Origin of the sequence: Arthrobacter stackebrandtii, from assembly GCF_017876675.1 — a bacterium.
GTDB classification, from domain to species: domain Bacteria; phylum Actinomycetota; class Actinomycetes; order Actinomycetales; family Micrococcaceae; genus Specibacter; species Specibacter stackebrandtii.
Genome location: NZ_JAGIOI010000001.1, coordinates 2,271,642 through 2,284,053, shown reverse-complemented (window position 1 = coordinate 2,284,053; position 12,412 = coordinate 2,271,642). Strand labels below are relative to the sequence as shown.

At 68.0% G+C, this 12,412-nt stretch carries 11 protein-coding genes; 6 read left to right on the top strand and 5 right to left on the bottom strand.

Going from position 1 to position 12,412, the window contains the following annotated elements; translation table 11 throughout:
- Window positions 1-31: 31 nt before the first annotated feature.
- From JOF48_RS09690 to JOF48_RS09675, 4 genes are all read left to right on the top strand, one after another.
- The gene (locus JOF48_RS09690; protein WP_209680159.1) at window positions 32-1,375 is read left to right on the top strand and encodes an isochorismate synthase; all 1,344 of its coding nucleotides are present in this window, start codon (window positions 32-34) and stop codon (window positions 1,373-1,375) included.
- Window positions 1,376-1,541: 166 nt separating this feature from the next.
- Window positions 1,542-2,462, top strand: a complete 921-nt coding sequence (locus tag JOF48_RS09685) for an ABC transporter substrate-binding protein (protein WP_209680156.1) — start codon at window positions 1,542-1,544, stop codon at window positions 2,460-2,462.
- A 3-nt stretch (window positions 2,463-2,465) separates the two neighbouring features.
- A complete protein-coding gene (locus tag JOF48_RS09680; RefSeq protein ID WP_209680153.1) occupies window positions 2,466-3,452 on the top strand; it encodes an amino acid ABC transporter permease in 987 nt (328 codons plus the stop codon).
- The gene (locus tag JOF48_RS09675) at window positions 3,449-4,249 is read left to right on the top strand and encodes an amino acid ABC transporter ATP-binding protein (protein WP_281067966.1); all 801 of its coding nucleotides are present in this window, start codon (window positions 3,449-3,451) and stop codon (window positions 4,247-4,249) included. Before JOF48_RS09680 ends, JOF48_RS09675 begins: the two co-directional genes overlap by 4 nt.
- Window positions 4,250-4,274: 25 nt before the next feature.
- On the opposite strand, the gene JOF48_RS09670 is transcribed toward JOF48_RS09675, so the two are convergent.
- The 3 genes from JOF48_RS09670 to JOF48_RS09660 form a co-directional block, all read right to left on the bottom strand.
- A complete protein-coding gene (locus JOF48_RS09670; RefSeq protein WP_209680150.1) occupies window positions 4,275-5,180 on the bottom strand; it encodes an intradiol ring-cleavage dioxygenase in 906 nt (301 codons plus the stop codon).
- 69 nt (window positions 5,181-5,249) lie between these two features.
- Window positions 5,250-7,034 carry a 2-succinyl-5-enolpyruvyl-6-hydroxy-3-cyclohexene-1-carboxylic-acid synthase gene (menD, locus tag JOF48_RS09665; protein WP_209684392.1) on the bottom strand — a complete coding sequence of 595 codons (1,785 nt, stop codon included), beginning with the start codon at window positions 7,032-7,034 and terminating at the stop codon, window positions 5,250-5,252.
- Window positions 7,035-7,191: 157 nt separating this feature from the next.
- A complete protein-coding gene (locus tag JOF48_RS09660) occupies window positions 7,192-8,166 on the bottom strand; it encodes an o-succinylbenzoate synthase (protein ID WP_209680148.1) in 975 nt (324 codons plus the stop codon).
- A gap of 59 nt (window positions 8,167-8,225) precedes the next feature.
- On the opposite strand from JOF48_RS09660, the gene JOF48_RS09655 reads away from it, so the two are divergent.
- Window positions 8,226-9,128: a phosphatase PAP2 family protein gene (locus tag JOF48_RS09655; RefSeq protein WP_209680146.1), complete on the top strand. Its 903-nt coding sequence runs from the start codon at window positions 8,226-8,228 to the stop codon at window positions 9,126-9,128.
- Window positions 9,129-9,181: 53 nt separating this feature from the next.
- Here JOF48_RS09655 and JOF48_RS09650 read toward each other — a convergent pair whose 3' ends face one another.
- The gene (locus JOF48_RS09650) at window positions 9,182-10,285 is read right to left on the bottom strand and encodes a serine hydrolase domain-containing protein (protein ID WP_209680144.1); all 1,104 of its coding nucleotides are present in this window, start codon (window positions 10,283-10,285) and stop codon (window positions 9,182-9,184) included.
- A 116-nt stretch (window positions 10,286-10,401) separates the two neighbouring features.
- Between JOF48_RS09650 and JOF48_RS09645 the strand changes: the two genes are divergently transcribed.
- Window positions 10,402-11,598: an MFS transporter gene (locus tag JOF48_RS09645; protein WP_342591207.1), complete on the top strand. Its 1,197-nt coding sequence runs from the start codon at window positions 10,402-10,404 to the stop codon at window positions 11,596-11,598.
- 10 nt (window positions 11,599-11,608) lie between these two features.
- Here JOF48_RS09645 and JOF48_RS09640 read toward each other — a convergent pair whose 3' ends face one another.
- On the bottom strand, window positions 11,609-12,370 hold the full coding sequence (locus JOF48_RS09640; protein WP_209680140.1) for an MBL fold metallo-hydrolase: 762 nt from the start codon (window positions 12,368-12,370) through the stop codon (window positions 11,609-11,611).
- Window positions 12,371-12,412: the final 42 nt, after the last annotated feature.

Sequence of the window (12,412 nt, the reverse complement as noted above, 5' to 3'; positions counted from 1 at the left end):
CTGCCCGCCCAACGAGTAATCTGGACTCATCATGACTGCTTCCTTTCCGTTGCGCGCCCACACCCTGGCACTGGATCCGGCCACGCTGGCGGAGCTTGGCATCACCGGCCCGGCAGGATTGTTGGGCGCCAGTTCCCCCGACGGCCCCCTGAGCTGGCTGCGCCGCGGCGAGGGCCTGCTGGGCTTCGGCGAGATCACCTCCTTCACCGGCTCCGGCCCGTCCCGTTTCGCCGACGCCGAGCAATGGTGGAAAACCCTCCTCGCCAGCGCCGCCGTCGACGACTCCGTCCGCATGCCCGGCACCGGCGCCATGGCGTTCGGCTCCTTCGCCTTCTCCAAGACCAGCGCCTCCGAATCCGCCCTGATCGTCCCGGCCCTGGTGGTCGGCTTCTCCGACGGCACCGCCTGGCTCACCCAGCTGACCGTCGACGGAACAGTCCCCACGGCCGGCGCTGCACTCGCGCTGCTGCGGGACATCGCCGCCTCACACACTGTGCCCACTTCCTTAAGCACGACGCCGGACACCCCCTCCGTGGGCACCGTGCGTTCCGGGGCGCTCACCGAGGAGGAATGGAAGGCATCCGTCCGCTCCGGCGTGGCGGCCATCGCCCGGGGAGGGCTGGAAAAGGTGGTTTTAGCCCGGGATGTGGTGGCAGAGTTCCCGGAACCCGTCAGCCGGGTTTCAATTCTGCAACGATTGGTGGCGCTGTACGACGAATGCTGGACCTACGGCGTCCGCGGACTGGTGGGCGCCACACCCGAGATTTTGATCAAGGTGGATGGCTCCGTTGCCCAGGCCCGGGTGCTGGCGGGAACCCTGGACCGGGAGGACGAACCGGCCGGTTCGACGGGCTTTGCCGATGCTGTTTTGGGAGGTTCACTCAAGCAGCGCCACGAACACGACTTTGCCGTCCGGTCCCTGACCCGGCAGCTGGCGCCCTTCGCCACCGACCTCTCCTTCCCGGCGGAACCGTTCATTTTGGAACTGCCCAATGTGTGGCACCTGGCCTCCGACGTGACGGCCCAGCTGGCCAGCTCCAACGGCCACCTGCCCACGTCCTTGGCGCTGGTTGAGGCCCTTCACCCCACAGCCGCCGTGTGCGGGACGCCCCGGGAGGATGCTGGAAAGCTCATCCTGGAACTGGAGAAAATGGACCGCGGCCCGTACGCCGGACCCGTCGGCTGGCTTGACGGTGCCGGCAACGGCGAGTGGGGCATTGCCCTGCGCGGGGCTGTGCTGGAGGACCCCCATCACGTGCGCCTGTACGCAGGCGCAGGCATTGTGGAAGCTTCCGACCCCGAGGCCGAACTTGCCGAGACATGGGCCAAGTTCCGCCCCATGCTGCAGGCCCTGCAACTGCCGAACCACCCTTAGCCACCATTGCCGTCCGGGAATCCAGACACGGATGGTCCCGCACCCCTTGCGCAATTGCCCCGTTGAGTTGTTCAATAGTGAAAACTTGTTTACCGTGATGTAAATCACGGAGGGTTACACTAGATTCCAATTGACGGCTCCTTAGGGACTTCACAAAGGGTAAACAATGCACATCTCATCCAAGCTGGGCCTGCGCTTCGCGGCTGTTCTGGCCGTGGCAGCACTGGCGCTGACCGGCTGCAACAATGCCGAACAGACCCCTGGCGGTTCAAGCGGCGCTCCCACCTTCGATCCCTCAACGGTCAAGCCGGACGAGTCCCTCATTGCCCTGCTGCCTGCGGCCTTGAAGGACAAGAAGACCCTCACCGTCGGATCGGACACCTCCTACGAGCCCGCCGAATTCCTGGCAGCCGACGGCCAGACCCCCGTTGGCTACGACGTGGACCTGGCCCACGCCATTGGTGCCGTGCTGGGCAAGGAAGTGAAGGTCCAGACCTCGGAGTTCTCCACCATCCTGCCGAGCCTGGGCTCAAAGTACGACCTGGGCATCTCCTCCTTCACGATCAACCCCGAGCGTTCCAAGGCCGTGAACTTTGTCAGTTACTTCAACGCCGGAGTCTGGTGGGCTGTACAAAAGGGCAACCCGAAGAACTTCAGCCTCGATGACATCTGCGGCAAGAAGGTTGGCGTGCAGACCGGAACCGTGGAGGAGGATCCGGATGTGAAGGACCGCTCCGCCAAGTGTGTTGCCGACGGCAAGCCGGCCATCGAGGTCATCTCCCTGAAAAACCAGACGGATGTCACCACTCGCCTGGTCAACGGCAGCATCGATGCCATGAGCGCCGACTCCCCCATCATCAAGAACGCCCTGCAGAAGACCGGCGATTCGCTGGAAACCCTGGGCGATGTCTACGACTCGGCGGAACAGGGCATTGCCATCGCCAAGAGTGACACCGCCTTTGCCGAGGTGATCGAGAAGGTCATGAACAAGCTCATGGCAGACGGCGTCTACACCCAGATCCTGAAGGACTGGAACAACGATGAAGGCGCAATCACCAAGGCTGTGCTGAACCCGACGGCAGGCTAGGCGTTGAGCCCCACAGACAAGAACCCCAATTCGCCGCACCGGCGTGACGGAGTGGAACTGATCGATGCGGTTCCGGTCCGTCACCCCGGGCGGTGGGTTGGTGCCGCGTTCATCCTTCTCTTCGTGGCACTGGCCATCCAGAGCCTGGTCACCAACAAGAACTTCCATTGGGAAACCGTTGGCAAGTACCTCTTCGATGTCCTGGTGCTGCAGAGTATTGGCTGGACCCTGCTGCTGACCGTCAGTTCCATGGCCCTGGCCATTGTGCTGGCCATCTTCCTGGCGTTCATGCGCCAGTCCGAAAACCCCCTGTTCCGGTACATTTCCTGGGCCTGGGTCTGGTTCTTCCGGGGCACCCCCGTCTACACGCAGCTGGTGTTCTGGGGCCTGGTTTCCGTGCTGTATCCCAAGATCATCATCGGCGTCCCCTTTGGCCCGGAATGGTTTTCCTTCGACACCGAAACCATCATCACCGCACTGGTTGCCGCGATCGTCGGCCTGGGCCTGAACGAATCCGCCTACCTGGCCGAGATCTTCCGGGCCGGCCTGAAATCCGTGGACAACGGCCAAATGGAGGCCGCCGAGGCCCTGGGCATGCGCAAGTCCAAGGTCATGTGGCGGATCATCCTGCCCCAGGCCATGCGCGTGATCGTCCCGCCCACCGGCAACGAAACGATCGGCATGCTCAAGACCACCTCACTGGTGCTGGCCATCCCGTTCACCCTGGACCTGACGTTCGTCACGAACACCATCGCCAACCGCACCTACCTGCCCATCCCGCTGCTGATCGTCGCCGCGATCTGGTACCTGGTCATCACCTCACTGCTGATGGTGGGCCAGTACTACATCGAGAAGCACTACGGCAAGGGCGTTGACAACGTCACCATGGCCCCGGTCAAGGCCACGGCTGTCGCCCAGGCAGCCCACGCCGGAGAACCCACGGCCGGCAACATCACCGCACGGGACACCACAGAAGGCGGCAACCCATGACCGGCACCACCACAACACCCACCCCCGGCCCCACGCTCAAGCCCATGGTCAGCATCGCGGGCGTGCACAAGTTCTTCGGCGAACACCACGTCCTGAAGGGCATCGACATGACCGTCAAGGCCGGGGAAGTCTCCGTCATCATCGGCCCCTCCGGCTCCGGCAAATCCACACTCCTGCGCTGCATCAACCTCCTGGAAACCATCAGCGCCGGACGAATCCACGTCCACGACGAACTCATCGGATTCAAGGACGTCAACGGAAAACTCCACGACCTCAGCTCCAAAGCCATCGCCGGACAACGCCGGGAAATCGGCATGGTCTTCCAACGCTTCAACCTCTTCCCCCACATGACAGCACTGCAAAACGTCATCGAAGCCCCCACCCAGGTCAAGCACCAGTCAAAGGCGGCAGCCAAGCTAAAGGCCCTGGAGCTGCTGGAAATGGTGGGCCTGTCCGACCGCGCCAACTTCTACCCCGCCCAACTCTCCGGCGGACAGCAGCAGCGCGTCGCGATCGCCCGCGCCCTGGCCATGGAACCAGAACTCATGCTCTTCGACGAACCCACCTCCGCCCTCGACCCCGAACTCGTCGGCGACGTCCTGGAAGTCATGAAAGACCTCGCCAAATCCGGCATGACCATGATCGTAGTCACCCACGAAATCGGCTTCGCCCGCGAGGTCGGGGACACCCTGACCTTCATGGACGCCGGCGTCGTCGTCGAAAGCGGCAACCCCCGCGACATCATCGCCAACCCACAACACCACCGCACCAAGGAATTCCTCAGCCGCGTCCTCTAACCCAGGTGCCGTGGCTGGATGGCGGCTAGATGACCACGTTCAGGGCTGCGCTGTAGCCATCCGCAGCGGAACCCGAGGTGGACGCCAGCTGGTGGATGCCGCCGTCGTCCCCGAAGACCATGTCCCTGGCCAGGGGTGTGCGGGGAAAGTTCTGCAGGCTCGACTCGTACCCGGCGGTGGCGTAAACCTCGTTGCAGGAGGCCTCCGTCATGGCGATTTGTGAGGTGCGCAGAATCTGGCCCGCGGACGTGGCGTTGGACATTGATTCAAACACCTCGAAGTGGATGTGCGGCCAGCGCCCGTTGTAGGCGCCGGGGAAGATGGTGGTGAAGCTGAGCCGGCCGTTGGCGTCGGTCTCCTGGACGCCACGCAGGAAGTTCTCGTTTTCCAGGCCCTGGTCGTAGAGCGAGTACTTGCCGTCGCGGGTGGCATGCCACAGGTAGACGGCGGCGCCGGCCAGCGGTTTGCAGCCCTGGGCGTTGTCCAGGAGCGTCAGGGTGACGGTCAGCGGGATTCCCTCGGCCTGCGCAGTGGAGGCGCCGAAGCTGCCCCGGATGTCCTGGCGGACCACGCCGGAGGCGGTGAGCACGTCGGGACCGTTGGAGCCGTCGGCCGGGTAGGGGCCGCCGGTTTCCTCCGGCGTGTCAGGCGTGTTGGCGGCGCACTCGGCGATGGCCCGGGTGACCTCGGCGGTGGGCTCCGACGTGGCCGTCGCAACGGCGGAAGGGGCGGCCGGCGTCGTGCTGCCGGGCGCCGCTGTGGTTCCCGGGGCAGTGCCCGCTGCAGTCTCCGGCGCCGGTGCACAGGCAGTGAGGCCGGCGATCGCGCCGGCTCCGAGCACCAGCCCCAGCGTGCGGCGCCTGCTGAGGATGGTGCCCAGGTCAAACTCAAGGCCCTTGTCGTGGTTGGGGTGTGGTGTGTTCTTGTCCATGCCAACCACTTCACCAGCGTTTCTTCCACAGTTCCTGCGCGCCGTCTGGACGAAAGTTAGGAAAAGCCCCTACGATCCCAGGGCGGCAGCGATCCGGGCGTGCAGGGCCCGCAAACCGTCACGGCCGGCGGCGGCAACTTCCACGATGACGGGCCCCTCCACCGGTGCGGCGAGTGCGCGGGCGAGTTCCGCCGTCGTGCGCACCAAGACGTGGCCCCAGCCGAAGGCAGCCGCCAGTGCCCCGATGTCGGCCGTGTGCGGCGTGCCAAAGAAGCGCTCGACGGCGGCCGCGTAGCCGGGCGCCTCGGCCAGCCTGCCGTGCTCCAGCAGTGTGAAGATGCCGCCGCCGCCGTCGTTCAGGACGACGATCTGCAGGGCTGGGCGGGCTTCCGTGGCGCCGAGGTTGAGGGCGCCGGTATCGTGCAGGAACGTCACGTCCCCAAGCAGGACGCGGGTGGGGCGGTCCGTGACCAGGGCGATCCCGGTGGCGGTGGCGATGGTGCCGTCGATCCCGGCGAGGCCGCGGTTGGAGTGCACCGTGATGTGGTTATCCGGAGTGGGGCGTGCGGCGAGGTCTGCGTCGCGGACGGGGTTGGAGGAGCCGAGGACGAGGTTGCTGCCGTGGTCCCGCTGGGCTGTGCGCCACAGTGCACGGGCCGTGGCCAGGCCGGTGGGCCTGTCGTCCGGGTGCCCGGTGCCGACACCTTCAAGCATGCCGTCCAGGGCGTGTTCGGCGTCGGCGGCCGCGGCCTGCCAGGCTGCAAGCCAGCCGTCCGGGCCGCGGCCGGCAAAGCCGAGAAGCTGGCCCCATTGGGTCAGCACCAGTTCTGTGCGGCGCCCGGCCTCAAACCACGGGACGGGCGCAGGGACAAACAATGCACGCTCAAGGTCCGTCCGGGCCAGGAGGGCGCTGACCTGGCGTGAGAGCGTGGGCCGGCCAAAGACGACCACGCGCTGGATGGGCTGGCCGCTGTCCGGGCCGAACCGCTCCAGCAGGAACCGGTACGGGCCAATGGCATTGGGCCCGAAACGGGCATTGGACGACGGCTCGGCCAGCAGCGGCAGTCCCAGCAGCCGGGCAAAGAACTCGGCTTCGGGCCCGGCACCGTGCCCGGCGACCACCACGGTGCGGTGGCTTGTTCCGGGGAGGGCTGCGTCGGGGATCGCTGCCGCAATCGCGTTGGCAGCGGCAGCGGCAGCGGCTGCGCCGTCACCATCCCCGGCGGCCGCGGTGGCGCCGGGGACCTGGGAGGTGGGTCCGCCGTCGTCCATGCTGGGGGTCTCCGGGGCGTCCACCACGGGCAGCAGGCGTTCCCATTCGGAGCCGTCGAGCGCGGGTGTCAGGGGGTCGCGGAAGGCGAGGTTGACCTGGACCGGGCCGGCGGGGATGCCGGGGAGGCGGCCCAGTGCAGCCGTCAGGGCGGTGGCCACGGCGCTGGAGGGGTCGGTGCCGGCGGGAACGTCGGTGGCGAAGCGGACGTGCTCGCCGAAGATGTCCAGCTGGACGGTGGTCTGGTTGGCGCCGGTGCCGCGGAGCTCCTCGGGGCGGTCGGCGGAGAGCACCACCAGGGGCACGCCCGCGTGGTTTGCCTCCATCACCGCGGGCAGCAGGTTGCCCACGGCCGTGCCGGAGGTGGTCACGACGGCGGCAGCCTCCCCCGTGCCCAGGGCCAGGCCAAGGGCGGTGAACCCGGCCACGCGCTCGTCGATACGGACGTGGCTGGCCAGGCGGTTGTCGGCCTCTGCCTCGGCGAGGGCGTAGACCAGCGGGGCGCTGCGGGAGCCGGGAGCCACCACCACGTGGCGCACCCCGGCGCGTTCCAGCGCGTCAACAACGTAGCGGGCGGCATCCATGGAGCTAAGTAAAGTCACGCCTCAACTCTAGCCATGCCTTCCTGCCAGCCGTCTATGACGCAGCAGATGCACCAAATCTGGCCTAGGAAGCGCTTTCCAGTGCAACAAGTGCGTCATAGGCGCCGAGGGGAGGGGTTACAGGCGCCGAGGGGAGAGGTTACAGGAGGGCCTGGCAGCGGCGGAGGCGCTCGCGCCACCACTGCTGGCGTTCGGGCGCGGCGGCGAAGTACTCCAGTCGGTCGGGGTCGGCCGTGACATCCCGCACGGACATGCCGCCCACGGAGGCCAGCAGGCTGGTGCCGGTTACGTCCCCGGCCATGAGCGCCACGGTGCCCAGGCCGCAGGCAAACGGCAGTTCCGGCAGCGCCGCCGCAAGGGCCAGCCCTGTCCGGATGCCCACGGAGGAGTCCAGGGCGGAGCTGACAACGGCGGGCAGGCCGGCCTCGGCCACAATGTCCAGTGCCCGGCCCACGCCGCCGAGCGGGGCGGCCTTGACCACGATGAGGTCGGCGGCTCCGGCGCGGGCCACGGCCAGCGGGTCGGAAACCTTGCGGACGCTTTCGTCGGCGGCGATCAGCACGGACCCGCCCATGGCCCGGCGCACGGCGGCCATTTCGGGCACGGTCGCGACCGGCTGCTCCGCATACTCCAGGTCAAAGACCGAGAGCATGCGCAGCGCAGCCACCGCCTGCGGAACCGTCCAGCCGGCGTTGGCGTCGATGCGGATCTTGGCCTCCGGCAGAAGGTGCCGCACGGCACCGACCCGGGCAGCGTCGTCGCGCAGGGACTCCCCCGGCTCTGCGACCTTGATCTTCACCGTGTGCACTCCGTCGAAGGCGCCCAGCACCTCCGGCACCAGCTCCACGGGAACCGCCGGAAGCGTGGCGTTGATCGGGACCCACTGGCGCACCGGCTCGGGGTAGCCCAGCCACCCGGCTTCCACGGCCGAGGCCAGCCAGCGGACCGCCTCCAGGTCGCCGTACTCCAGGAAGGGACCGAATTCCGACCAGCCCGCAGGCCCGTCAAACAGCATGACCTCCCGCTCCATCACCCCCCGGAACTTGGTGCGCATGGGCAGCGAAACCACGTGCGAGGCAGCGAAGAGTTCATCAAGGGTGGGGGGTGAAAACATGTCACCACTGTAGCGGCTCGATCACGGCCCTCCTGCGAATCTGTGGGAACCTAGAGGCGATGAATACGCACGCCGCACCCCACCGCCCTGGCCGCACCGGCCATGCTGTGTCGCGCATTGCCGCCTGGCCGTTCCTGACGGCGGCGGTCATAAGTTTGGCTGGACTGCTCTCCACCTATATTTTCTTCGTCAAAACCACCACCGGACAGTTCATTGACGAGTCCGCACTGGTGGAGGCTGCTGCGGCCCGGCAGCGGATCGGGGTGCAGACGGCCCAGGTCCTGGACCTGCTTCCAGCCACGTCCGTGGTCATCGCAGCCTTCGTGGTCTTGTTCGTAACACTTGCGCGGCGGCGCTGGAAGGCGGCTGGAATCGCCCTGGTCGCCATGGCCGCCGCCAACCTCTCCACGCAGCTCATCAAGGCCGGCCTGCCCGACCGCCCCAACCTTGGCGTCAACACGCTCGCCCTGAATTCGCTGCCGTCGGGCCACAGCACCTTGGCTGCCAGCGCCGCCGCTGCGGTGTTCCTGGTGGTCTCGCCCCGCTGGCGCCCGGCGGCCGCGTTTGTGGGCGGCAGCTATGCGATCGCCGCCGGCATTTCCACGCTCATCAACCAGTGGCACCGCCCCTCCGACGTCGTGGCCGCGTACTTCATCGTGGCCTTCTGGACGGCCCTGGCGGCGCTGCCCGTAATGCGCACCGGACCAACGTGGAACGTGTGGCTGGGGGCCGCGGCGCACTGGGCGTCCCGGCGCTGGTGGACGGTGCTGAACCTGGTCCTGGCGCTGGCATCGGCGGCTGTGGTGGCTGCCATCATGACCTCCTCGCCCATGCCCAACACCAACAGCACTGTCAGCTATTTTCTGGTGGGCGTCGCCCAGATCATGGCGGTGGGCTATGGCCTGACATTTGCCGCAACGCTGCTTCTCACCCTTCCCGTACGACGGCGTTCCTCCCGCTGAGCGGGCACCGTGCCGTTGCGCCGGGCCGCTGTGTGCCCAGGCTTTGCGCCGGCTCAGCCGAGTGCCGCGGCGAGGGGCTTCCAAAAGTAGCCAAAGTCTTCGTCCGGGCCGGACATCAGCCGCTGGGTGAACAGCACCCCGATGACATCCTTTTCCGGATCCACATACGCGGTGGTGCCTGTGCCGCCCGTCCAGCCGTAGCGTCCGCCGGGTTCCACGGAGACCTGCCAGCCCCAGGACGTTCCGGGGTCCAGCATCCCGTCCAGTCCGGCCTTCTGGGAATCGTTGAGCTGGTCGCTGGTCATGAGGGCTCGCAGGTCCGGCGGCAGCAGGGTGTCGTCCGCCAGTGCGGCCAGGAACGCCATGTAGTCCGGGACCGTGGAGACGAGTCCCCCGCCGAGCGACTCCGTTCCCGGAGGCCGGGAAAACATGCCTTCCGGTCCATCGAAGACGGAAGGTCCCGCCGTCGTCCATTCATAGGCGGTGGGCAGCTCGGCGGGATTTCCGGTGAAGCCGGTGGACGCCATGCCGAGCGGGCCGGTGATGCGTTCGCGCAGGATGTCGCCCAGCGGAGCCTGGCCGGCGCGGGCGATGAGGACGGAGAGAATGTCGGAGCCGATGTGGTAGCTCCAGCGCGTGCCTGGCTGGTGCGCGAGCGGGAGGGCGCCGATGCGGGCCATGTAATCGTCCGGGGCCATGGGGAGCGGGCGGGCGCCGGGGAGCAGTCCGGCAGCGGCGACGGCGCGGGCCAGCGGGGTGTCCTCGAGGCTGACGCCGAGGCCGTGGGTGAGTGTCAGGAGCTGGCGGACGGTGATGTCGTGCTCGGCGGCGACGGTGTGCTCCAGGGGTGCACCGGGGCTCGTGAGGACGCGCGGGTAGGCCAGTTCCGGGAGCCAGATGTCGGCGGGGTCGTCGGGTGACAGGGAGCCGTCGGCGATCATGGAGACGGCGAGCGCCCCGGCGATGGGCTTGCTGAGCGAGGCGATCCGGAACGGCGTGTCGGCGCGCATTGGTTCGGGCCGGCCGAGTGTGCGGACGCCGGTGGCGAAGAATTCCGTTTCGCCGCCGTGGCGGATCCCGGCCACCATGCCCGGGGCCCAGCCCTGCGCCACCTTGTCCTCCAGGGCATGCCACACGCCAGCGAGTTGTGAGCTCATGGTTCCATGATTCGCGTGTTGGCGCCGCCGCGTCAATGGTGTTTTCCGTCCGCCGGGTTTTCCAAGGCGGGCGGGCGTCCGCGGGCGGGGCGGGGCTCGGGGCTAAGGTGGGGTCAGTGAGCAAATCAGGGAATCCCGGAGACTTCAGCCTGTGGTCCATTGCCGTTCCGGCGTTTGGGCCGTCGTTGCTGTTTGGGATCGGCGAAGGCGCCATCCTGCCCATCATCCCGCTCACCGCCCGCGAGCAGGGCTCCTCGCTGGCCGGGGCGGCGCTGGTCGTGGCCCTGATCGGCATCGGCTCGCTGGTCAGCAACATCCCCGCCTCCATGATCACGGCAAGGTTTGGTGAGCGCCGCGGCATGCTGGGTGCGGCGGCCCTGAGCGTGGGCGCCATGCTGTGCTGTGTGTTTGCGCTCAACCTCTTCATGTTTGCGGCCGGAGTGTTCCTCATCGGGGCCGCGGCGGCGGTATTCAACCTGGCGCGCCAAAGCTACCTGACAGAGGCGGTGCCGCCGCTCATGCGGGCGCGGGCCATGTCCACGCTGGGCGGCGTGGGGCGGATCGGGCTGTTCGCGGGACCGTTTGTGGGCGCCCTGGTCATCCACTTGTGGGGCCTGCCCGGCGCCTACTGGGTGGCGGCCATTGCCGTGGCCGGTGCGGGAGCGCTCGCATGGGGCCTGCCGGACCTTGTCAGCGGCGACGGGCCGGCACCTGCCGGGCCTGCCCCCCCGATCGGGGCCCTGCTGGCCGCCAACCGAAGAATTTTCCTGACGGTTGGCATCGGCGTGCTGCTGGTCAGTGCCGTCCGCTCCTCCCGCCAGGTGGTGGTGCCGCTGTGGGCTGACAACCTGGGCCTCAGCCCGGCCGCCACCTCCATCATCTACGGGCTGTCCGGGGCCATCGACATGCTGGTGTTCTACCCGGCAGGGAAGGTAATGGACAGGAAGGGCCGCAACTGGGTGGCCGTTCCGTCCATGGTGCTCATGGGCGTGGCCCTGCTGCTCATGCCGCTGACCACGGGCGCCATCACCCTGCTGCTGGCGGCGCTGCTGGTGGGATTCGGCAACGGCATTGGTTCGGGCCTGATCATGACGCTTGGCGCCGACTATTCACCGCGCAGCGGACGCGCCCAGTTTCTGGGCATCTGGCGTTTCTTCTCCGACATCGGCGGCTCGAGCGGCCCGGCCATCCTGGCCGGGCTGACGGCCGCCGTCAGCCTGGCGTTCGGCATCGCCGCGACGGGCGTGCTGGGTCTGGCCGCTGCTGCGGTGCTCGGCTACTGGATCCCGCGCAACCGGCCAGTGCAACGCTAAAGCGGATCTCTCAGGCGCGGGCCTCGACGGCGCTTGCGAGCCTGGCGGCGAACGCCGCATCGACCGGGCGGCCGTGTCCGGGCACCATGACCGGGTAGCGTTCCCCCATGCGGCCCAACTGCATCAGCACCGCGGACCACTCGGCCGGGAAGGCGTCCTCGAACTGCGGCGGGGCGCCCTCCTCCAGCACGTCGCCGGCAAACAGGACGCCGGGTGCGCCCACCATGAGGTCGCCGTCCGTGTGGCCCCGGCCCATGCTGAACAACTCCACGGCCACCCCGCCCAGGTCCAGGCGCACAGGCCGGTCGCGGACAAGGTGCGTGGGCAGGACAAGTTCCGTGCATGGCCCGGCCCCGGCCGCCATCTCGGGTTCGGGGCCCGCCACCGCAACCCGCTGCGACTCCCCCGTCTCCTGCATGCCACGCAGGGCGGCGGCGTGTGCCCAAAACTCGGTGCCGCCGTCGTGCTTGGCACCACCGGCATCAATCGCGGCACTCCCGGCGGCACGTTTGGCGCCCTCCGCTGCGAAGAAGGCGTTGCCGAAGAAGTGGTCCCAGTGGGCATGGGTGTTGACCACGGTGAGCGGCAGGGCGGTGAGCTCCCGCACGGCGGAGAGGATTTCGGCGGCATGGCGGGGCCCGCAGCCGGTGTCGATCAGCAGCGCGCGGCGGGTGCCCACCACAAGCCCGATGTTCACCAGTGCCCGCGCGGCACTGCTGGCGAGGACGTAGCTGCCGCCGCCAAGGTCCTGCCATGCCGGCTGTTCGGGCATGCTGCGTCCCTCCGTTCAAGTGGATCCGGGCCGGGCGGCCTG